16 protein-coding genes and 4 pseudogenes are annotated in these 20,778 nt (G+C 61.6%); 6 read left to right on the forward strand and 14 right to left on the reverse strand.

From position 1 onward, the window contains the following. Positions 1-20 precede the first annotated feature (20 nt). On the reverse strand, positions 21-500 hold the full coding sequence (locus D8767_RS14060; protein ID WP_016714035.1) for a GNAT family N-acetyltransferase: 480 nt from the start codon (positions 498-500) through the stop codon (positions 21-23). Positions 501-624: 124 nt separating this feature from the next. Between D8767_RS14060 and D8767_RS14065 the strand changes: the two genes are divergently transcribed. The 4 genes from D8767_RS14065 (at position 625) to D8767_RS14080 (ending at position 3,625) form a co-directional block, all read left to right on the forward strand. Beyond that, positions 625-1,254: a LysE family translocator gene (locus D8767_RS14065; RefSeq protein WP_019099248.1), complete on the forward strand. Its 630-nt coding sequence runs from the start codon at positions 625-627 to the stop codon at positions 1,252-1,254. Positions 1,255-1,275: 21 nt separating this feature from the next. Continuing rightward, positions 1,276-2,148, forward strand: a complete 873-nt coding sequence (locus D8767_RS14070) for an alpha/beta fold hydrolase (RefSeq protein ID WP_063977465.1) — start codon at positions 1,276-1,278, stop codon at positions 2,146-2,148. Between the two features lie 96 nt (positions 2,149-2,244). Continuing rightward, a complete protein-coding gene (locus D8767_RS14075) occupies positions 2,245-3,132 on the forward strand; it encodes a pirin family protein (protein ID WP_016714038.1) in 888 nt (295 codons plus the stop codon). A 232-nt stretch (positions 3,133-3,364) separates the two neighbouring features. Next, positions 3,365-3,625 (forward strand): DUF1652 domain-containing protein, encoded by a 261-nt coding sequence (locus D8767_RS14080; protein ID WP_016714039.1) that lies wholly within the window; start codon positions 3,365-3,367, stop codon positions 3,623-3,625. A 58-nt stretch (positions 3,626-3,683) separates the two neighbouring features. Here the strand turns inward: D8767_RS14080 and D8767_RS14085 are convergent, their stop codons facing one another. The 6 genes from D8767_RS14085 to D8767_RS14110 all read right to left on the reverse strand — a co-directional run bounded on the left by D8767_RS14085 (position 3,684) and on the right by D8767_RS14110 (position 10,418). After that, a complete protein-coding gene (locus tag D8767_RS14085) occupies positions 3,684-3,971 on the reverse strand; it encodes a hypothetical protein (protein ID WP_016714040.1) in 288 nt (95 codons plus the stop codon). A gap of 146 nt (positions 3,972-4,117) precedes the next feature. Next, a complete protein-coding gene (alkB, locus tag D8767_RS14090) occupies positions 4,118-4,765 on the reverse strand; it encodes a DNA oxidative demethylase AlkB (RefSeq protein ID WP_028698905.1) in 648 nt (215 codons plus the stop codon). A 109-nt stretch (positions 4,766-4,874) separates the two neighbouring features. Beyond that, complete coding sequence (locus tag D8767_RS14095; RefSeq protein ID WP_016714042.1) at positions 4,875-6,320, reverse strand: curlin; 1,446 nt, start codon at positions 6,318-6,320, stop codon at positions 4,875-4,877. 16 nt (positions 6,321-6,336) lie between these two features. Next, positions 6,337-6,810: a curlin gene (locus D8767_RS14100; protein WP_016714043.1), complete on the reverse strand. Its 474-nt coding sequence runs from the start codon at positions 6,808-6,810 to the stop codon at positions 6,337-6,339. A gap of 15 nt (positions 6,811-6,825) precedes the next feature. Then, positions 6,826-9,057 (reverse strand): Ig-like domain-containing protein, encoded by a 2,232-nt coding sequence (locus D8767_RS14105; protein WP_016714044.1) that lies wholly within the window; start codon positions 9,055-9,057, stop codon positions 6,826-6,828. 32 nt (positions 9,058-9,089) lie between these two features. Beyond that, positions 9,090-10,418 (reverse strand): hypothetical protein, encoded by a 1,329-nt coding sequence (locus D8767_RS14110; RefSeq protein ID WP_122048308.1) that lies wholly within the window; start codon positions 10,416-10,418, stop codon positions 9,090-9,092. Between the two features lie 269 nt (positions 10,419-10,687). Between D8767_RS14110 and D8767_RS14115 the strand changes: the two are divergent. After that, a pseudogene (locus tag D8767_RS14115) lies at positions 10,688-11,070 on the forward strand (LysR family transcriptional regulator); the annotation flags it as partial. Between the two features lie 5 nt (positions 11,071-11,075). Continuing rightward, positions 11,076-11,252 (forward strand): annotated as a pseudogene (locus D8767_RS14120) (OprD family outer membrane porin); the annotation flags it as partial. Here D8767_RS14120 and D8767_RS28745 read toward each other — a convergent pair. From D8767_RS28745 to D8767_RS14160, 7 genes and pseudogenes are all read right to left on the reverse strand, one after another. Next, the gene (locus D8767_RS28745; RefSeq protein ID WP_155738428.1) at positions 11,206-12,366 is read right to left on the reverse strand and encodes a DUF6708 domain-containing protein; all 1,161 of its coding nucleotides are present in this window, start codon (positions 12,364-12,366) and stop codon (positions 11,206-11,208) included. The pseudogene D8767_RS14120 and the gene D8767_RS28745 overlap by 47 nt on opposite strands. Beyond that, a pseudogene (locus D8767_RS14135) lies at positions 12,367-15,044 on the reverse strand (T6SS effector BTH_I2691 family protein). Positions 15,045-15,052: 8 nt separating this feature from the next. Continuing rightward, the gene (locus D8767_RS14140) at positions 15,053-15,931 is read right to left on the reverse strand and encodes a DUF4123 domain-containing protein (RefSeq protein WP_016714051.1); all 879 of its coding nucleotides are present in this window, start codon (positions 15,929-15,931) and stop codon (positions 15,053-15,055) included. Further along, a complete protein-coding gene (locus D8767_RS14145) occupies positions 15,931-18,111 on the reverse strand; it encodes a type VI secretion system Vgr family protein (protein ID WP_122048309.1) in 2,181 nt (726 codons plus the stop codon). The genes D8767_RS14140 and D8767_RS14145 overlap by 1 nt, the downstream gene beginning before the upstream one ends. Positions 18,112-18,124: 13 nt before the next feature. Continuing rightward, positions 18,125-18,973 (reverse strand): type IVB secretion system protein IcmH/DotU, encoded by an 849-nt coding sequence (gene icmH / locus D8767_RS14150; protein ID WP_016714054.1) that lies wholly within the window; start codon positions 18,971-18,973, stop codon positions 18,125-18,127. A 239-nt stretch (positions 18,974-19,212) separates the two neighbouring features. Next, on the reverse strand, positions 19,213-20,031 hold the full coding sequence (locus tag D8767_RS14155; protein WP_016714055.1) for a phosphatase PAP2 family protein: 819 nt from the start codon (positions 20,029-20,031) through the stop codon (positions 19,213-19,215). Positions 20,032-20,033: 2 nt separating this feature from the next. After that, positions 20,034-20,723, reverse strand: a pseudogene (locus tag D8767_RS14160) (histidine phosphatase family protein). Positions 20,724-20,778: the final 55 nt, after the last annotated feature.

The following is a 20,778-nucleotide window of genomic DNA, read 5'->3' on the forward strand; positions in this document are numbered from 1 at the left end:
CAAAGCAGCCCCCAGTCTGTTCACCCTTGGGCAAACGCCGTCAGCTTCTCGCCATCCAGCCGGTAGCGCACCCACTCATCCTGCGCCTCGGCACCGAGCTTCTCATAGAAGCCGATCGCCGGCTCGTTCCAGTCCAGCACGCTCCATTCCAGGCGGCCACACTTGTTTGCCACCGCTTCGCGGGCAATGTGTCGTAGCAGTTGCCGCCCGGCACCGTCGCCTCGCTGTTCGGGAGTCACGTACAGGTCTTCCAGGTAAATGCCGTTGCGCCCGAGCCACGTCGAGTAGCTGTAGAAGTACACGGCAAAGCCGACTGCCCGGCCATCGCGCTCGCACATCAGGCTGTGCACCGTGCTGCCCTCGCCAAACAGGCTGTGCTCGATGTCGGCAAGGGTGGCGACTACCTCGTGGCGGGCGCGTTCGTATTCGGCCAGCTCGGTGATAAACGCGAGGATCTGCCCGGCATCGGAACGAACGGCAGGGCGAATGGTGAGGCTCATGGTGACGGCTTCCTTGATCCAGGTTTGCAGTACAGTGATGTGTATTCACAAAATTTAATGCAACTGTACAGGTCGCAGGGAAGGGCGACTCCGATAGTGTGACAGCACCTATAACGAAAGTGGAATGCCCGCCATGCTTGCCTCTGCCGACCTGCTGACCGCCTTCGTGCTGTTTGCCTTCGTGTCTTCCATCACCCCTGGCCCCAACAACACCATGCTGCTGGCCTCGGGGGTGAATTTTGGTGTGCGCCGCTCAATCCCTCACGCCCTGGGCATAAGCGTCGGCTTCATGGTGATGGTGCTGGCCGTCGGCCTGGGCCTGGGTGAAGTGTTCAAGGCCTGGCCGCCGCTTTACACCGTGTTGCGCTACACCGGCGCCGTCTACCTGCTTTACCTCGCCTGGAAGATCGCCACCTCCGGGCCGGTCGGCACGGCCTCGTCCAGCACCCGAAAACCGCTGGGTTTCTGGGGGGCGGCGGCGTTCCAGTGGGTCAACCCCAAGGCCTGGGTAATGGCAGTGGGGGCGATCACCACCTACACGCCCGCGCAAGGCTATGTAACGAACGTGATTGTGATCGCGGCCTTGTTCGCCTTGGTCAACCTGCCCAGCGTCGGCGTGTGGGTGATGTTTGGCAGCGCCTTGCGCAATCTGTTGCAGAACCCCCGCTGGCTGATGCTGTTCAATGTCCTGATGGCCTTGTTGCTGGTGATTTCACTGTACCCGCTGCTGTTTGTAGAATCAGCGTTTTCCTAGCCCCGCGAGTACAGCAAACCGATGCAGTTGATTCCCTGGTCCCACGAATGCGCCGAAGGTTTCACCCTGCGTGGCTGGCGAACCCCGGCCAGTGGCAAGCCGCTGCTGCATTTCTTGCACGGCAACGGTTTCTGTTGCCTGGCCTACCAGCCATTGCTGATGAGCCTGGGCGAGCATTTTGACCTGTGGCTTTGCGACGTTCAGGGGCATGGTGACAGCGATCACGGCGGTGTGTTTCGGGGGTGGAACCGTACAGCCGAGCTGGCAGTGGAAGCTTTTCAGGCCGGGCGTGGCGAGTATGGCGATGTTCCCCGGTTTGCCGTGGGCCACAGTTTTGGTGGCGTGCTCACCGGGCTGATCCTGGCCAGTGAGCCACACCTGTTTGCCCGTGCGGTGCTGCTTGACCCGGTACTGTTCAGCCGGCGCATGATCGGTGTGATGGGGGCGGCTGCTCTGGTTGGCCTGCACCAACGCCATGCTCTGGCGCGCAAGGCTGCCAGCCGCCGCAGCCACTGGCCCGATCGCGAGGCAGCCCTGGCATCGCTGAAAGGGCGGGGCATTTTCAAGGGCTGGGCCGATGCGGCGCTGCGGGCCTATGTTGAACATGCCATCGGTGATTGCGGTGATGCCGTGGTACTTAAGTGCCGGCCCAGCCGGGAAGTGGAAATTTTCAGTTCATTCCCCAAGCGCATGTGGGCAAACCTGGCCGCAATCACTACGCCCACGCGCGTGTTGTATGGCGAGCATACTTATCCCTTCGTGCCGCACTCAGTGAACCGTCTGGCGGCGCTCAACCGCACCGTGACTGCACAGCAAGTTGCGGGTGGGCATTGTTTCATGCAGGAAGACCCGGCTGCGGCGGTCCAGCAGGTGCTCGCCTTCTTGCAGGGCTAACTGTTCCATGTATGGAACGATGCATGCCAATTCCGCTGGCTACCGCCAGATTGCCATCATTGATAAGGTTAACTCAGCCAAGAGAGGAGCCTTCTCATGAAACAGATCCTGGGTATCCACCGCAGCCCGCACGCCCATTGGGTGGGTGACGGCTTCCCGGTGCGCAGCCTGTTCACCTACGACAACCTGGCCAGCCGAATCAGTCCATTCCTGCTGCTGGACTACGCCGGGCCCCATGACTTCACCCCCACCAACGCACGGCGTGGCGTTGGCCAGCACCCGCACCGCGGCTTCGAGACGGTCACCATCGTCTACCAAGGGGAGCTGGAGCACCGTGACTCCACGGGCGCTGGCGGCCTGATCGGCCCTGGCGACGTGCAGTGGATGACCGCAGCCAACGGCATCATTCATGAAGAGTTCCATTCCCCGGCCTTTGCCCGCAGTGGCGGTACGCTGGAGATGGTGCAGCTGTGGGTCAACCTGCCGGCGCGAGACAAGCGTGCAGCGGCCGGGTATCAGACGTTGCTGGCGCAGGACATCCCTGAAGTCACGCTGGACGGCGAGGGCGGTAGCTTGCGGGTAATTGCCGGTAGCTACCGTGGGCATACCGGCCCTGCGCGGACGTTTACCCGCTTGGATGTATGGGACCTGCGACTGAACGCCGGTGTGGCCCTACAACTGCCGCTGGCCGCCGGGCGCAACGCGGCGCTGGTGGTGTTGCGCGGTAGCGTGCAGGTCAACGGTGAACGCGAAGCCGGGCCATCGAGCCTGGTGCTGCTGGACCGAGGTGGCGAGGATGTAACTGTCGAAGCGCTGGAAGGTGCCAGCGTGCTGTTGCTCAGTGGCGAGCCTATCGATGAGCCGATCGTCGGTTATGGCCCGTTCGTGATGAACAGCCAGGCGGAAATTGCCGAGTCGTTCGACGACTTCCATGCCGGGCGGTTTGGGCAGATGCAGGACGAACGTGGTAGTGCGGCGCACTGAGCGGTAGCCCGCCCTCATGAACGCTGCCAATACCACCCGTCGCCAAGTGTGCGATTGCGACCGAACACACGGCCCGTGCTGGCAATCATCCACTAAGGTGCTAAAGGATTCCCAGCATCATCATTGCCCGGGCGCATGGATGCCTGCCCGGGCATGCGCAATATCAATTGGCGCCTCGCCTCACAAGGGCGTAAATCCACACAACAGGCCATCCCACAGAGAGGGTCGTACCATGTCGTTGATTGGAGTTTCGATGCTAGAGATGCGGCAGTTGATCGAGCAGGCCTGCTTGCCTGATCGCTGTGAAGTCAGCTGCCTGGATGGCACCAACCTGACCATCCGCCTGGGTCAGGGTCAGAGTCTCGACGAGGGCGTGACCCTGAGTGGGGTCCCGCTGCAAAGCCTCAACAGCTGCCGTGACCTGGTCCACCTAGTGGGGCAGCTGCACGCGCTGCGTGACAGCCACCCGGTGCCACTCAAGGCCATTGCCTGAGTGAGCCGATGTATACCCGGCCGGCTTGAGCTGGCCGGGTGTACTTGCGTTATCCGGGTTACTGCAGTTCCAGCAACAGGTTCAAACCACCATCCCCGCACTTGCCTTGGTCACGTACGACACCGTGATAACTGCGCCCGTCCCAAACGAACGCGACGCTGTGGGCCCGGTCGACCTTGTCGGGCAGTGGCGGACAAATGTGCAAACGCAACGCTGGCCGGCCCTGCAGGTTGAGGGCGGCGAGTTGGCACTGGCACTCCACGCTTTGCGCCACCGGGCCAAACAGGGTGTCGCGCACGTAATCGAGTTGCAGCGAGGCATTGGGTGCACGACCGGGCATTTTCATGAGCGTGCGGCCGGTGAGTCGTGCGGGGGCATCGGGCAAGGCAAGTACGGCATGGCAGGCTCCTGAGTGTGAGAACGCGGCTTATCCTTTGAAGCTTGCCAAACCAAGATGTTCAACGTGTTTCATGCACGTTCATCGTGTTTGTGTCAGCCACCGGCCTTGCGCAAGGTGAGGTTGATCCGCCGCTCGCCCATGCGCGGATGGATGCCGGGCTTGATGGGCTGCACGCCGTGAAAGCGCAAGCGGTCTTCGCCGCCCCAGATCAACACATCGCCATGGCTCAGGGGTACGCGCTGGGTCTTGTCGGCGCGCTGCAGGCCCCCAAGCAGGAACACGGCCGGTAACCCCAGCGACACCGACACGATCGGCTGGCCGAAGTCCTGCTCGTTACGGTCCTGGTGCAGGCTCAGGCGGGTGCCGGGCAGATAATGGTTGACCAGGCAGGCGTCGGGGACAAAACCCTCGAAACCGGCTATTGCCGCAGCGCGGGCGGCCAGGCTCAGTATCACCGGGGGCAAGGCGGGCCAGGGCTTGCCGCTGAGCGGGTCGGTGGCGCTGTAGCGATAGCCGTGTTCATCACTCACCCAACCCAGCGTGCCGCAATTGGTCAAGGCTACGGCCATGTGCAGGCCTCCCGGTGTGCGCATGTGCCGGAACGGCGCGGCGCGCAGTACCGGGCGCAAAGCGTCCAGCAGGGGTTCGATTTCGCCCAGCGCGAAGCCGGGCAGCAGCACGGTATGGCTGGCCAGGCGTTGTGGCTGAGGGCCGAACAGGTCGAGGTCGGACTGGATCATGGCACTGCACATGTTCAAGGGTTACGGCATTGTATCCCGGCATGTGCAATCGAGAAAAAGGAACCGCGGCACCAGGGAGAGGAGCACCGCGGTTCAAGGGGGGAGTCGTTTACTTCTGGGTCACGGTGGCCAGGTTCGCGCTGCCCAGCTGGGTGATGGTGGCGGTTTGGGCGATACCGCTCTGGTCGACGTACGCCTTGTTGCCCTGGCCTCCCTGGGTCACATAGGCGACGTTGATGCTGTCAGTCTGCTTGATGGTGGCTTCGTTGCCGCTACCGTACAGCTGGTTGGTGTAGCTCTGGTTGCTGTACCCGGACTGGTCCAGCGTGATGGTGTTGCCAGTACCCTGGCTGTTGCCGTAGGCGTAGTTGTCGGTACCGCGCTGGTCGGCGATCAGGATGTTGTCCGTACCGTTCTGCTCGAAATACAGCTCGTTGTTGCTGTCGGCCTGCTTGGTCTGCATCTGGTTGCCTTTACCTGTCTGGGTCAGCGTGGCCAGCTGGTCAGATCCGTTCTGGGTCAGGTTGACGCCGTTGCCGTTACCGTTCTGGTTGATGGTGGCGTTCTGATTGGTGCCGAACTGGCCGCCCATCTTGGCGCCTTTCCAGTTGCTGGCGGTGATACTGTTGCCATTGCCTTTGGTATTGATGGACAGGTTGAGGTTTTCACCATTCTGATAGGTGAAATGCAGGTTGTTGTTGCCCGTCTGGGTGATGGTGGTGGTCGAGTTGTTGGTCTCGAACTGGTCCGACCAACTGGCGTTAGCGTTGCCTTGCTGCAACAGGCTGACCTTGTTGTTCATGCCAAAGCTCTGGTCGATATAGCCTTCGTTGGACTGGCCGGTCTGGACCACGGAAGCCTGGCTGCCAATCTGGGTGTCCTGCCACACTTCAACCGAGTTGCCGCCACCGTACTGGCCAATGCCAATGGTGCCACCGGTGCCTTCGCGCTGGTCGCCGTAAGCCCAGTTGTCGTGGCCATCCTGGTAGACCTGGATGTCGCCGTCGACATGGTTCAGGTGCTCGGCGGCGGCATAGTTGTCCTGGCCGGTCTGGTTGACGGTACTGCGGTTGTTGCTGCCTCCGAAGGTCTGTTCGATGAAAGCCTCGTTGCGCTGGCCGGATTGCCAAGTGGTGGCTTTGCTGCCTTCCTGGCTGTCCTGCCACACGGTGGATTTGTTACCGACACCTTGTTGGGTTTGCAGCGATTCGTTGTTCAGCCCCACCGACTGGCTGGCGAAAGCATCGTTGTAGCTGCCTGCGGCTTGCTGTTTGATCTGGCTGCCATTTTCGAACAACTGCTCGGCATAGCCCGCGTTGTACTGGCCGGTGGCACTCTGCTGGATATCGCTGGTACTTTCGGTTTGCACGGCCAGGTGATTGTGGCCCTTGCCGGTCTGGTTCTGGGTGGCCGAAGCGAAGGACGCCTGGGTCTGGCTGACTTCGGCGATGTTTTCCTTGCCGTCCTGGGTCTGGGACGAGGTGCTGTCAGCAGCCATGGCCTGACCAGCGAGGGCCAGGACGATAGCGGCACTTAACGGAGCGAGCTTGTACATGGTGGTGCCTCCAGGTCTATCGGTATTGGGTGATCTGCACATGCTGGCCATTGCCGGTCTGGGTCACGGAGCTGTTGAGGCCCGAGCCGGACTGCACGATGCTGGCGCTGTTGTCGTTGCCGATCTGCTCGATGGCTGCACTGTTGCCGCTGCCGCTCTGGCGGATCGATGCGCTGTTGCCATTTCCCTGTTGGCTGATGCTGGCCATCAGGTCACTGCCTTCCTGCAAGATGTACGCTTCCTGCGCACCGCCGGCCTGGACGATGCGGCCCAGCAGGGCCTGGCCGTTCTGGTCGAGGGCGGCGCGGTTGCCCGCCCCTTGCTGCTCGATCACCGCAGCCTGACCGGCACCGACCGGTAGCAGGCGGATGATCACCGGGTCGCCGAGGTCGTTGCCGGGCGCAAGGTCGGCATTGTCCATCAGGTCGTCGGCCCAGCTGGCCTGGCCCACGAGGGCCAGGCTGAGCAGCAGTGGATACAGGCGTTTCATGGCGTTTCCCCGCCTTTACTGCACAACCACGTTGACGGTGCGGGTAGTACCCGGGCTGGTGGTGATGGTCGCCGTCGGCGCGGCGGTTGGGATTATCGTGGTGCTGTTGCTGACGGCCAGGCGCCAGCGGCCGGTAACCGGCACTGTGGCGGTACCCAGCGTCTGCACCCCGGTGGTAGTGGTGACCCGTACCGTGACAACGTTGCCCGTGGTAACCGATGAGGTACCGCTGATATCCCAGTTGTAACGGTTGTTGGAGCGTGCCGTGACGGTGGCTGCCGTGACCGTGAAGGTTTCGGCGGCTGGCCTTGGCGACACGTTGACGGTGACCGTACCCGGGGTGGACAGCGCCCCCAGCGAGTCACGTGCCTGATAGGTGAAGGTGGTGGTGAAGGCTGCGGTTACCGTGGCCGGTGGGGTGTAGGTCACCGTGGTGCCATCGGTGCTGACGGTGCCTCGGCCTGCCGCCGGTTGGGTGACGACCGCAACAGCCAACGGCACGTTGCCTTCCGGATCGGTGTCGTTGGCCAGCACGTTGATGGTCAAAGGCACGCTCAGGGTGGCGACGGTTTCCGGGTTGGCGGTTGGAGCCTGGTTGGGTGCAACGTTGATGGTGACTGTTGCCGGTTCCGACTTCAGGCCCTTGGCGTCCACCGCCCGGTAGCTGAAGGTGGCCACCAGTGGTTGCGTAGCCCCGGCTGGCGGGGTGTAGGTGACCGAGGTGGTACCGTTGAGCACCACGCCGCCAAGGCCGGTGCCTGGTTGGGTGAGGTCACTGATGGTCAACGGCACGTTACCGTCCGGGTCGCTGTCGTTTTGCAGCAGGTTGAGGGTGATTGGCACACCGACACTGGTGCTACCGACATCGGCCTGGGCCAGCGGTGGTTGGTTGGCCGCCTCGACCGGTGCGTTGCCGACCACGATCACCGGTTCTACATCGCTGCCCCCGTGGGCAGACTTGACCGTAACGGTGGCTGGCGGTTGTGCCACGTCGTTGACCGTGATGCTTTGCAGCGTGCCCGCTTTCGACATGCGGCCGTAGCCTTGGGCGAGCATGTCGGGGATGACGACCTCATCACTGGACATGGCCTCGATCAGCAGGCGTTTGTTGGCCCAGTCATAGCGTGCAGTGCTGACCTTGACCACGTCGGTCAACTTGCTCGACAGCGCGGTCGGCTGGGTGCCGCCAGCACTGTTGCTGGCGGTGACCACCACCACCGCAGGCGGTACGGCTTGGCTAAGTTGCTGGCTGAAGAACAGGCCGTTGTTGTCCGCCGTCAGGTTGAACTGGCAAGGCGAAGGGGGCGTGCCGATCAAGGCCACGCCATTGCGCATGCATAAGCTGGCCTCTTTCGGTGCCTTGGCGAACACCTCTACACGGGTGCCGTTGCCATTGCGCGAATAGGTGGCGCGTTCCAGGGTTACCGGGGTTTGCGCGCGTTGGTCCAGTACCTTGCCCGAAACCGTAAAAGCATTGGTCTGGATCGTGCCAGCGGGCCCTTCAATGCGCACGAAGTTGGTATTGAATGGGCTTCCGGTCACTGCTTCGGTGATATTGGGGTCGCCAATGTAGGTTTCGGTGGCGCCCGTGTCAGGGTTGACCTCGGTATACGGCCCACCCACACCTCGCAGCCAAGGACCCAGGGCGCCATTGAGCGCGCCGGTGAAGTTACCTGGTGCACCGATGCCGATATCGCGGGTGATATTGATCGCCCTGCGCCCCGGCGTGGTGACGTTGACTGTTTCAACGCCGTAAGGGTGGGTGATTGTGTAGGTACCTGCGCGGGGCACCGAGACACGTATACGGATGCGCGCGAAGCTTTGCTGGTCGCCGTCGACCGGGTTTTCAGCTGCAAATGCAGCTTCGAGGCCAGCAACGTACACTTCAAGTTCGTAACCGCTATTGCCGACCTGCGGAATAGTGGTTTCTGCCAGGAACCAGAACATTTCCGGTGGCCAGTTGTCCGGGAACACCAAGGGCAGAGCGTCATCGTACACCCCTGGCTCAGGCAGCAGGGTGCACATGTAGGCCGGTGCCCCCGGCGCCCCCGGGGCACGTGTGCTCGTTGCACGTGACTGGCAAAGCTCCAGGGACTGATTGAGGCCGTCCTTGTACCACATCGGGTAGCCGCCCGTGGCGAAGGTGTAGGGCCCTGGGTCGACTTCAGACAGCGCGGCAAAGGCGGCGCTGGTAACGGTAAGGGAAAAACCGGCGGCGAACAGCGCACGGCGCGACCAAGTGTTCATGCGGCCTCCTTGAAGGCTGAGCCTTTGTCTGTTCATGGCACCAGCACCACGTCTTCGGTGTCGCTACCGCCATTGGCACTGGTGACCTGCACCTTGGCCGGCGGGATGGGCGAGAGGGTCATGCTCAACGTTTTCACGGCGCCGGTGCCGCCAAGGTTGCCGATTAACGTGCCGTTGCCGGTGTGTGCGGTAAGCACTGGTGGGGTCGTTTCGTCGCCGGTACTGGCCACCAGGGTCAGCTCGCCCGTGGACAGGCGGTATTGGGCCTGGGTAATGGTCACCAGGTCGGTTAATGGCACCTCGCGGGTGGTCAGGCTGCTGGTCGGGATCGCCACGCTGTTGTCGGCGGTCAGTGTCAGGATGCTGCCTGCCGCCGGGTTGAGGGCCGACTGTGCATACCAGGCACCGGTGCCGTTGGCCTCGGTGAGGTTCAGGCTGGGTGTTTGACTGGTCAGGGTGACGCTGGCCGGTGGTGGCGGGGCCATCACGAAGATGTCTTGCTGGGCGCGCAGGTTGCCGTTTTCGGTGTGCCGCGAATAGGTACTGCGCTGTGGCATCAGCGGGGTTGGCAGGGCGACGGTCGAAAGCTTGCCAGATATCGAGAACAGCTCGGTACGCAAGTCGATGCCACCAGGGCCTTCGATGCGTACGAAGTTGGTATTGAACGGGCTGCCGGTTACCCGTTCATCCAGGTTCGGGTCACCGATGAAGCGTTCGCTGCCTTCGGTGTAGGGGCCGTTGACACTGCGCAGGAACGGCCCGACATCGCCCTTGAGCGCGCCGGTGAAGTCGCCTGCGCCGGCAATGCCGATATCGCGGGTCATATTGATCGCCCGGCGCCCGGCGGCGGGCACGTCGAATACTTCGACGCCGTAGGGGTGGGTGACCACGTAGGTGCCAGCGGTAGGTACATCGACCCGGATGCGCACCCGGGCGAAGCTGACCTGGTCACCCTCGACCGGTTCTTCGGCGGCGAATGCCGCCTCGATCGCGGTACCGTAGCTGAGGTCGATGCCGCGGGCGGCGTCGACGATGGCGGCATCTGCAGTGAACCAGAACGCTTCGTCAGGGAAGTTGGTGGGGAAGACAATAGGTTGCGTATCGTCGAACACGCCCGGCGTGGGCAGCAGCGTACACATGTACGCCGGTGCGCCGGGCGCGCCGGCAACCCTGGAGCTGACCGCCTTGGTCAGGCACAGGTCGAGGGTACGACCGTGACTGTCCTGGTACCAAGCAGGGAAGCCGCCGTTGGCGGGGACGTAGGCGCCTGGGTCGACAGCGTTCAGGGCAGCCTGCGCCGGGAGCTGGAGCATGCCGGCGAAAATCGCCACTGCCAGCGGGTGGGGTATCGGTCGGTGCATGAGTCTATTCCTCCTGCAAACGGGCCCATGGACTTGGGGCGTCTGGGAGGAGATCGGCAAGAGCTGTGCCAAAAGCTGGAAAGTGCCTTGAAGGCCTTGCGGCGCAAGGGATCCAGTTTTTAAACGGGGCATTCCACACGGTGTCGACGGTGGGCAGCCTTCCCCCAGGATTGGGGATTGGGGGGAGGCCTTTGCGACCCGACAGGCGGCTGCAGTCCCAACTTTGCTACAGTGCATCGGCCTTCCACCTCCCCACGCCGAGCGATGTAATGCAGCCCCTCGATCACTTGCCCCTGAACCTGTTCATCGTCGTTTGCGAAGAGGGCACCATCGCCCGCGCCGGCGAGCGTGCTTTCATGGCGCCGTCCGCCGTCAGCAAACGCATTTCGGACATCGAAGCGCGCTTTGGCACCGTCTTTACGCCGAAGGTGCACGAGGCCATGTGCGGGTACTGGCGAACGGGTCGTCGATCATGGAGTTCCTGCCCGAAGAACTCTCGGCGTTCATGCTGGAAAACCCGCTGATCCAGGCCGATATCGAAGAGCGCTTCAGCCCGGACGTGGTGCGCGGTGTGGCGGAGGGCAATGCGGACCTGGGGATTTGCCGCAAGCCCATGGCGGTGGGCGACCTGGAGTTCGTGCCTTACCGACAGACCACCTGGGGGCGGGGGATGTCTTCACCGAGTGGCGCTGGTTCAATGCTCGCCAGCAGGGCCGGGCATTGCTGGGTGAAGTCGACAAACAGACCCTCAGCACCAACGTCGGCTACAGCATTCAGGGCCACACGTTCAGTGGTGGCTATCAGAAGGTGAGCGGTGACACGGCGTACGCCTATTCGACGCACGCGGTTTGCGTGGTTTTTTCTCCGGACGCTTGCCAGGCTTGAGCTGCCAGCGATCGGCGTTGGCGAGCAGGCGTTCTTGAATGGCCGGCGGGTAGTCGCTGAGGGTCGTCACCGGTGGGACGGGTTTGCCAGGCATACCCGCCTCGCGGATAACCTTTGGCCAACGTGGTCGCCAACACAGCAGCAGGCTGAGCCAATGGCCGGTACCTACGATGACGAAGGCGGGCCAGATCATGAGCAGGACGACTTTGAACAGCCAACTGCTTTTGCGGAAGAAGCGACCAAGGCCTTCGAACTGGGCGCTGAAGGCCTGGATGGGTGAGGGCAGTTGGGTGCTCAGGCGAGGGCGGGGGACGGCGTGCGGGCCTTCTTCCATGTAGCGGCGAATGAACTCCCACTCGTCGCGGAGTTCACTGCCGCCTTGGCCTTGTTTGCCGAGCAGGGCCATTTCCATATGGGGGAGGCCGGTGCGGCTGGGGTGCCAGACCAGACCGAGTCGCATGCCTAGGCTGAGTGAGTCATCTTCTGGGTCAATGGCAGTGCTTCCGGTTGTTCTCCATGGGAAAGTTACGATGCCACCACAGTATTTCGGTCTATGGAGGTAAACTTGTTGAGTTACTCGATTGAAGCGAATGAGTAGGTGGCGGCTCGTGAGCATTTCCAGTCGGGTTAGATGAATTCCATATTTCGAGTAAAGATAGAGTATGGTCGAGGAAGCTGAGAGCATTATAACTGTGGTAAGGAGGGTGACTGCGGATCGCCCCTCAGGATCCGTAAAATCCATCCATATAAAACCAATGGTGATGTATAGTCCGACAGCAATGGCTGGGGCGATAGCGCCGAGCGTTGCGAGCGTAATTAGGCCTCGCTTTTCTTCTGAACCACCACAGCGGACTTCCAAGAAAATGTCGTTAAAAGCGAATACAGGGCCTCTTGCACAAGGTTTTTCACTGACGGATTGGAAATGTATTTCTTCCTGCAAATCGCCCTCATAGAAGTCCTGATTTCCGCGTTTTTCTTTCGGTGTCCGTTCTGCTTCATATGCTTCTCGCTCAGCCTTGGATTCTTTGGCCATTTTCCAAAAAACCCATTCGATCAAATACATTTACAATACCTCGCTGAATGCCGAGTGCAGGGTCTTCAGCTCTTCAATATCTTCAAAAGGCTTTGAATTTTTTGCAAGACGGAACGTGCTGCGTTTGCACCATTTTTCTAAAGCATCGTCCTCAAATATGTAAATTATTACAGTCAGAGCCAGGCCGACCCAGAAAGCGCCAAGAATTAGACGAGTAAGTAATAAACGAGCAGCTTGCGTACCGAGTTTTTCTGCGATCGCTCCCAAGGACGTGGATACCATCCTTGCCAGCTTGGTTTTGGCATTTTGAGAAAGGTAGTCGAAGAGGGGCTTTGCAATCGCAACTGCTGTTCCTAACTCTGCCAGTGAAAGGGTTATTGTGGCCATCCCTCTTAGAAAATACGTAGCGGCTAAGAGTCTGGAGTTTTTTCAGCCTGCTTGGAAGCGCCACTCTGGCTGCTATTGAAATGCTCAACTGAATCAGTGAAATCCCACCACGCTAGCAGCGAGCCTCCGATACCCGCCAATCCAGCGCCCCACAGTTTCAACCTTCCCAAAGTCGCTGCTGCCCCTTTCCCGGTCACACTTTTCTCGCCATATCGGGTTGCCACCTGATCCACATAGCTGGCGCCGATTTCAAAGCCCGCCGCTGCCGTGGTCATCGCAGCCGCCAGGAGTTCGGTCTTCACTCGCGCATCACTGTCGGGCAGCTCCCGCGCCTTGAACGCCATCAGCATGCCTTCCAGCAGGCAGACCAAGCTGGCGGCACGCACTTTGTAGAAGTCACTTTTCTTGCCATCTGCCTGCATCAGGCTTTCAGCCCAGGCCTGGTCCAGAAAGCGTGCAATCTGGCCACCGCTGCGTTGAGAGCTGAGCGATTGTCCATTTCGAGCGGCTTCGCTCAGACGAATGTCGAGCGCGGTCTCATGCACCGACGCAAACAACGTCAGTCGCAGGCCATGGTGCAGCGCCCGGTCTGCACTGTTGGGGGCTCCGCTACGCAGCACCTGTCGCCCAAGCGCGACGAACCAGGCATGCAGGCCGATGCTGGCGGTGTTGTTCTGCTTTTGCAGTTCCTCGTACAGCGAGTTGATACGACCAAAGGCATTCGCTGCCGCGTGTGCTCGCTTGGCAAGGCCTTCGGCCAGCGTGTAGTTGAATTCCGAGGGCGGTTCGCCCTTGGCGGCCTCAGTCAGCGCCGCCAGCTCTTCCCGGATGTCGTCCTGGTTGTAGCTGATGCCGCGCATCGCCAGGTTGCCCCGGTCCGCCACGTCACTGCGCCACCAATGGTCCAGCACTTTCGTGCCCCAGTCGCTCAGCTCCATGCCGATCACGCACTGGCCGGTCTGCTCGGCAAAGGCCAGGCCACTGATCAGGTCGGCGTTGTCGTAGCGGTCCAGCGCTTGCAGCAAGCGTTCGCTGATCACCCAGCGGGCATGGTCCTTGGCGCGGTCTTCGGCGGCTTGCTGGGCCTGTTGCATGGCCTGCTCGAACGCGTCGAGCTGATCGTGCATGGCCTGGCGGTCGACCAGGTGGCCGTATTTCTGGTCGAACTTCTTGGTGAACTCGCCGGTGTCCTGGCGGGCCTGGGCCTTGGCGCGGATGTCGCGCTCGAACTGCGCCATGTGGGGCTTCATGCGTTCGTCATGGGCGTCGGCTTGCTGCCTGGCCCGTTCGGAAAAGGCGTAGATCTCCGCATGCAGGTGAGGCTGGTTGCGCACTTTCTCGGCCATGACTTCGCGCTTGACGATCTGCTCGGTCACCATCTGCGGGTAGAGCTTCTCGATCTCCAGAAACGATTGCGCCACCAGCAGCTTGCGCTCGTTGTCCACGCCGGGTTCCACGGTGCGTTCCAGCCACTTCGTTTTCACATCATCGACGGCGGCATTGCGCCAGGCGTTGAGCTCCTGGGTAATGCCGATGGCGTCTTCGATCACGATGGCGGCGCCACGGGGTTTGGTCTGGTTCACTGGCGGCGCCAGGGCCTGGCGTGAGGCGTGGGGCGAGACGATCTGGTCGTTGTTGAAGGGTTGCAGGTCCAGCAGCGCTTGCAGGTCGGCATCGTCCCGGGCCTTGAAGTCGGCTACCCAGTTCAGTTGGTCGTGCTTGAGTACATGGGGCTGCGGCGGGGCGTCGGAGGGCTGGATGAAGCGGGCGATATCGATGGCAGGCAGGCTGTTGCGGTATTCGTCTTCGAGCAGGCGGTAGTTGTCGAGCAGGCGCGGGGTGAGGGGGGAAGGGCTGAACAACGGACGCAGTTCCTGGATGTCGTCGAGGTCGTAGAGGGTGATGGTCCAGCCGAAGCTGCGGATGATGTCATCCAGATTGCCAGTGAGGGGGGCGGGTTCCCACGGTGCGTCGGCGCTGATGTACTGCAGGGAACCGTTGGGTGCCACGCGGTACTGGCTGTGCCATTCGTAGGCATCTGCGCTGTGGCGCTTGATCAGCAGGTAAAGATAGCCCTCACGCAGGGGGCGGATGGCGTAGCTGGAGTGGGTCATCTCGCCCACGTCCTGGAACGGGCTGAGATAACCCGGCAGTTTGGGCAGGCGGGCGCGTTGTGCCGGGTTACCGCCGACGGCGGCGTAGCGCAAAGGCAGCAGTTCGAAGCGGCGGGTGCAGTCGGCGACGGGGCTGTTGCGCAGGGCAGGGCGGTAGCCGGTGGTGACGCGCCGGCACAGTTCTAGGGCTTCGTTCAATGAGTCCATTGTGTACCTCAGTCCTTGCCGTGCAGGCATCGCTGCACGTTATCGATCAGGGGCGTTCGCTGCTCGCGTGTAGCAGCGATTGCGTCTTGCCAGGCAGGTGATTCGCAGAGCTGTTCTCCGGCGCGGGCCATCATCAGCACATAGCTGACCAGGTCTTGCTCTCGATCCAGTCCTTGCGCGCGGGCCTGATTCAGGTGGTGCTGGATCAGGCCAATTCGCGTACCGTGGCAGACAGCCGTGAAGGCCGCGCAAGACGGCTCGTGCTTCAGCATTTCGGCAAGTTGATAGCTCAGTGGGTCGCCGGCCAAGGCTGCCCAGCAGTCTTCGCTCAGGGTGATGGGCGGGACATGGATCATGCGAGGCTGGTCGCCGCCAGCGATTTGCACCCACAACCTCTTGTGCGGATGCGCCACCGGGGCCCACCAGCAATGGATGGGCGCCAACCACTCGGCCACGCCAGGCAACTCGCGGCAGGTATCCAACACTTGCAGGACGGCTGCGGTGTGGTAGCGCAACAGGTAAGCGTGGCCATCCGGCCCGGTAACGGAGTTGGCCTGGCTCAAGTGCTGTACAAGCTGGGCGGCTGGCAGCGCACTGACGATCCAGCCACTCACCGCACCCATTGCACCTTGCTCCAGCTGCCACTGGAAATCGTACTGGCCTGAGACATCGGAACCTGGCCTGGAGCCGAATAACCAAGGGCCTACCGCGCGTAAATTGCTGAACTGGGCCTGTTGCAACAAAGGCCAGCAGCGCCCCGTGTAATGTTGGGTCAGCGTTTCCCGGGCCCGGGGTGAAAGGTTGGCCATTTCAACGACGGCACTCAGGCGATAGCGGTCGGATGTGCGTAGCACTTCGACCATTGCTCTGATGAATGGGCTGGGCATCAGCTGGCACCCTCCATGGGAATCATGTTGTGGCCGTCGGCGATGGCTTTGAGCAAGCAACTCAGACAAATCGGCTCCCCAGGCTCAGGTACGCCGGAAGTGGCAGTCACGCGCTGGCTGCCCTTGGCCTGCTGGCTGACCGGCCCCTTGAAGTCCAGCGCAAGGCCGTCCAGCGTGATGCCGGCGCCGTCGATTCGTAGAAGACCTGCCGGACTTCTGATCGTCAGGCTTTCGCTGACCTGGATGTCGTAAACCTTGGTGGTGTGCCGAATAGCCTCGCCGGTTTGCAATGTGCTGTGACCGGCCACGACCTGTTCGAGATGGCCACCGATCTCTACCGTATGGTTGGCCTTGGTGAGGTCCTGCCGGTGATTGCCGACGTGTTCGATTCGGTCCTTGCCTGTGGTGATGGTATGGGTGCGGCCAACGCTCAGGCTGTCGTCATTGCCAACTTCATGTGCCCGGTTCTGGCCGATGCTTACGGTCTCGTCCCGGGCAACGTCTTCAAGACGGTCCTGCCCAATCGAAATCGTCTCGTCCCGTTCGACGCGTTCGGTGCGGTCGTTGCCCACTTGCGTGGTCTCGTCGTGCCTGACGATGTTGTTCTTGTCCCGCTGGGCATGGATGAACACTTCCTCTTTGCCCAGTTCGTCCTCGAAACGCAGTTCGTTGTAACCATCACCTTTATGGGTCTGGCTCTTGATGGTCATGCGTGTCTTGTGTTCGGGCAGGTCGTAGGGCGGTAACTGATCACCGCAGTAGGTGCGCCCGGTGATCATCGGCTGGTCCGGGTCGCCGTTGACGTACTGGATGATCACATCCTGGCCAATGCGCGGAATGGCCATCGAGCCCCAACTGCCACCGGCCCAGCCCTGCGACACGCGTACCCAGCAAGAGCTGAACTCGTTGTTCTGGCTTTCACGGTCCCACGGGAAACTGACTTTCACCCGGCCCCATTGGTCGCAATAGATTTCTTCGCCCTTCGGCCCGACCACCATGGCCATGTGCGGGCCGTCGATGCGCGGCCTGGGCAACGGGGCCGGCCGCCATTCGGTTCTGCCGGGGACCAGCACGGCTTTCTGCTTGTACCGTGTGCCTTGCTGGGCATCTGCGGCTTCCTCTTGCAAGCTGGTGAACTGGACGCCTTCGTGGTGCACGCGGTTGACCCGCCAATGCAGGTTCAGGTCTTCGCGCGGGTGCTCGATCAGGGTGAAACTCAGGCCCGGTTGCAGGCGTACATCGTCGCCTTCCACTTCGGCCAGGCGGGCGTCATGGCGCAGGGCGGTGATGCGGGTGGCAGTGAAGCGCACGTCGACCGCCTCACGCTTGTAGCGACCGGGGTAGTCGAAGCGTTCGTAGCCGGTGGACTGGTGTGTCAGGTCGTTGCCCTGGGCACGCTGCTCCAGGCGGTACGCCGGGTGGATGAAGGTGTAGTCGCGCTGCACCTGGCGGGCGGTTCGCACCTGTTCGCTGTAGCGCAGGCGGCGCAGGCAAGGCCTGGCCTGATTGCCGCCGCTGGTGGCGTGGTACAGCACCTGGTCGGGGTCGATGTCGTCCGGCTCGAAGAAACCTTCGTCATCATCGTCGGCCTGAATGGCGCCTCGGCTGATCTGCCCCAGCGCCAGCAGCCGGTCGGTGATGATCAGCGTGTGGCCTTTTGGCGTGTGTTCGAAGCGGTAGACGAAGCCCTCTTCGGCGGCCAGGCGGGCGATGAAGTCGAGGTCGGTTTCACCGGCCTGCACGCAAAACTCGCGCACCTCGTGTTTGTCGATGCTCTGCAGCGTGTAGCCGGTGATGCCCTGGCGCTCGAGCATGATCTGCAGAATCTGTGGCACGGTTTTCTGCTGGAAGATGCGCCAGTTCGAACGCAGCCCCGCGCGGGCCAGCACGGGCTCGACCAGAGCGCGGTAACGGGTGCGGTGGAACCCCGTTTCGCCCTGGCTGAAGGTGCTGACCAGCCCGTGCACATAGCGCAACGGGCGCTCACCACGCCAGATCGTGAACAGCACCGGCTTGTCGAGCAGCTGGCCGAAGTCGACATCGTCTTCGAAACTGATCAGTTCCAGCTGCAACTGGAACGGCGTGCTGATGGCCTCGTCCAGCTCGAACGACACCACCTCGAACTCACTGCGGCCAACCAGCGGCTGGAAGGTAAAACGCAAATCGGTTTGGCTAGGCATGTGGCGTCCCCCGCTACTGCTGCAAGATGGCGTCGAGCGATTGCAGGACTTCGGCGGTGATCAGGTCGAGGCGGTAGCTGTAGTAGCTGTAGGCGCAGACCATGGCGATGGCCGAGAGCACCAGCGGGCTCCACCAAGGCCACTCCCAACGCCGCCCGCGGTAGGGGCGATGGGCGACGTTGGTGTAGGGGTCGCAGACGTCTTCGGGGATGGGGCCGCGCAGTTCGCGGATGACCTTGTGCATGCGCGAGATCAGGGCCTTGATGATGTCGTCGCACCTGGGGTCGAGGGCGTGCTTGCCGCGCAGGCCCAGGCAAATGCTGAAGTACAGGAACTCCAGTACATCCTGGAATTCCTTGGGCGACTGCATGACGCGCTCGAGCAGCACGAAGATTTTTTCGCCGCCCTGGGTTTCGTCATGGAAGATGCTGAGCAGCGGCTCGTGGCTCCAGCACGAATTGTTGCCCCACGGGCGGCTCATCACGGCCTCGTCGAGGAACAGGCACAGGGCGTAGGAGTAGACTTCCTGTTGGGCAATGGGGTAGCCGTGCTGCCGGATTTCTTCGCGGATGTTACTGACCTGGTTTTGCACGGCCTTGTGCACGTAGGCGATGTTGGGCAGGTCATCCAGCGTACGCAGGCGAATGACCAGGCCGAACAGCGGGGTTGCCGCATCAAGCATCAGGTTCTTGAAGCCGCCGCGTAGCTGGAACTGCGGGTCGGCGGGGTAGCCGAGCGGCTCCGTAGCGTGTTCAGGGCCAGCCCCGCTGTGAGGCTGCTGGGCAGCCTCTATATCCTCAAGCAGAATTGGCTTTTTCATGGCGGGCACAGGCTTGTCAGTGCCGTCGGACTGTCTGGACATCCATAATCCTCGTCAGTTAACAGATCAGGCTCACGCGCGCACTTTCCATGCGGTCGCGCACAAGTATCTTGCGAAATCCTGAAGACTAACGAGGAATCAATAGGCAGGGGAGATTGAAACTTCCTAAAGCGCTGTAGGAAGTTTCGCTAAGGTTTATTTTAAAAGTATTATTAGCAACTAAGTGGATGGCAGGTGCCTGTCAGATTCCACTATGCCCCTTGCTGAGAGACAAGGCTGCTCTACAAGGGCTGTGCCATGGCAGCGTCATGAATGACCGGGCTGTGTTCTGGCGCCTGCAACGCGATGCGGCCATAGAAGAACAACGCCGTTACCCAGGTTGTCAGCCAGACAAAAATCCCCGCCCAGAATGTATGGGACATATAGTGCCAGCCCTGCAGTACCCGTGTTGTGCCGTACACGAACCCGATCAGCAGAATGACCGCCAGCAACTTACGCGCATGTGCCCAGCGATGACGCAATGCCACGAAGTACAGCGCCAACAAGGTAAACCCGCTGGAGGCATGGCCACCCGGCCAGCAGCGGCCATCGCCGGCCTTGTTCCACCAGGAGAAGTTTTCGAACCATTCAACGCGGGCCTGCGTACCGCTATACAGTGTGGTTTCGACAGGGCAATACACACTGGTGTGGCTTTTCAGGTAATGAATCACGGTTGTGCTCAGTGCAAACGCCACGACCACGAACAGTAAGTCGCGGCGGTGTTGGGTGGTGAAGCGCAGCACGGGTGCGATACGGGCTTTTTCCAGCGCCCGGGTCAGGCCCAGTTGGGGGCGGTTGGCCAGGCGCGGCCAGATGAACGACAACAAGCTGCCGATGACTGCCAGTTCACCTGTCCAGTCCGGCAGGATGCGCGGCCACTTGTGGGTGACCTTCTCGAACCACTGATTGTGCAGCAGCGGGAACTGACCGGTGGCGGGGTCGAGCAGCAGGTTGCTGATCCAGCGATCGAACTCGGTGAGGTCGAATGCCACGAACACGATGGCGGCCAGCAACAGCGGCAGTAGCAGATTGTTGCGGTAGAAAGCGGCGCGGGAGGGCATATTCACAGCTCCTTGGCATCAACAAGTTTGCGCCATTCACTGGCAGCCATCTGGCCCAGCAGCGTTGCCTTGCCATCGCTGCCCTGGGTGATGAACAGGGCACTGGCATAGCTGTTCGACGTCGCGCTGACGGGTACCTGAAGCGCTTGCTCCAGCTGTTCCATGCAACCGCTGTGGCTGACCAGCACGAGGTTGTGGCCGGCCCGCTTGTGGCTAAAGGCGTTATCGGCAAAGTGTCCGTCACACTAGTTAAGCCAACCTTGCGTGGCCATGGTTTTACCAAACATGGCTTGTGCGGTTTGTCGGGTGCGCACCTGCGGGCTGGTCCACACGTCGGATGACGCCAGGCCAAGGTGTTGCAGGCCTTGGCCTACAGCGGCGGCCACCTGGCTGCCCGCAACCGTAATGCCGCTGGGGTCACCCAGGCAGGCACCTCTGGACCGGTCGCAGCGTTCGGCATGGCGCAGTACCACAATCACTGAGCCTTTTGCCCAAGCGGCCTCCAGCCCACTGCGTTGCAGGTGGTGCGGGTTGCCCAGGTTGGGGACGGCCGTGCGGGCATGCGCGCAGGCTGCTGCCACGCCCAGGAGGAACAGCAGGCACAAGACTGCGAATAGCGCTGTGCCCCAAGGAAACCGGTAAACCTGCACACGGCGTGAGGCGAGGGATTTGTCGATAACGCCTTGCAGCATGTTTGCCACTCCAGTCAGCTCGCTCCATTACGAGAGCGTCGGCACTGTAGGTAGC

The organism is Pseudomonas sp. LTGT-11-2Z, assembly GCF_003691445.1.
GTDB lineage: Bacteria > Pseudomonadota > Gammaproteobacteria > Pseudomonadales > Pseudomonadaceae > Aquipseudomonas > Aquipseudomonas monteilii.

What these genes read in the sequence shown, in the direction of transcription:
- D8767_RS14060 (WP_016714035.1), bottom strand. Translation starts at nt 500, where the DNA reads ATGAGCCTCACCATTCGCCCTGCCGTTCGTTCCGATGCCGGGCAGATC.
- D8767_RS14065 (WP_019099248.1), top strand. Translation starts at nt 625, where the DNA reads ATGCCCGCCATGCTTGCCTCTGCCGACCTGCTGACCGCCTTCGTGCTG.
- D8767_RS14070 (WP_063977465.1), top strand. Translation starts at nt 1,276, where the DNA reads ATGCAGTTGATTCCCTGGTCCCACGAATGCGCCGAAGGTTTCACCCTG.
- D8767_RS14075 (WP_016714038.1), top strand. Translation starts at nt 2,245, where the DNA reads ATGAAACAGATCCTGGGTATCCACCGCAGCCCGCACGCCCATTGGGTG.
- D8767_RS14080 (WP_016714039.1), top strand. Translation starts at nt 3,365, where the DNA reads ATGTCGTTGATTGGAGTTTCGATGCTAGAGATGCGGCAGTTGATCGAG.
- D8767_RS14085 (WP_016714040.1), bottom strand. Translation starts at nt 3,971, where the DNA reads ATGAAAATGCCCGGTCGTGCACCCAATGCCTCGCTGCAACTCGATTAC.
- alkB (WP_028698905.1), bottom strand. Translation starts at nt 4,765, where the DNA reads ATGATCCAGTCCGACCTCGACCTGTTCGGCCCTCAGCCACAACGCCTG.
- D8767_RS14095 (WP_016714042.1), bottom strand. Translation starts at nt 6,320, where the DNA reads ATGTACAAGCTCGCTCCGTTAAGTGCCGCTATCGTCCTGGCCCTCGCT.
- D8767_RS14100 (WP_016714043.1), bottom strand. Translation starts at nt 6,810, where the DNA reads ATGAAACGCCTGTATCCACTGCTGCTCAGCCTGGCCCTCGTGGGCCAG.
- D8767_RS14105 (WP_016714044.1), bottom strand. Translation starts at nt 9,057, where the DNA reads ATGAACACTTGGTCGCGCCGTGCGCTGTTCGCCGCCGGTTTTTCCCTT.
- D8767_RS14110 (WP_122048308.1), bottom strand. Translation starts at nt 10,418, where the DNA reads ATGCACCGACCGATACCCCACCCGCTGGCAGTGGCGATTTTCGCCGGC.
- D8767_RS28745 (WP_155738428.1), bottom strand. Translation starts at nt 12,366, where the DNA reads ATGTATTTGATCGAATGGGTTTTTTGGAAAATGGCCAAAGAATCCAAG.
- D8767_RS14140 (WP_016714051.1), bottom strand. Translation starts at nt 15,931, where the DNA reads ATGCCCAGCCCATTCATCAGAGCAATGGTCGAAGTGCTACGCACATCC.
- D8767_RS14145 (WP_122048309.1), bottom strand. Translation starts at nt 18,111, where the DNA reads ATGCCTAGCCAAACCGATTTGCGTTTTACCTTCCAGCCGCTGGTTGGC.
- icmH (WP_016714054.1), bottom strand. Translation starts at nt 18,973, where the DNA reads ATGTCCAGACAGTCCGACGGCACTGACAAGCCTGTGCCCGCCATGAAA.
- D8767_RS14155 (WP_016714055.1), bottom strand. Translation starts at nt 20,031, where the DNA reads ATGCCCTCCCGCGCCGCTTTCTACCGCAACAATCTGCTACTGCCGCTG.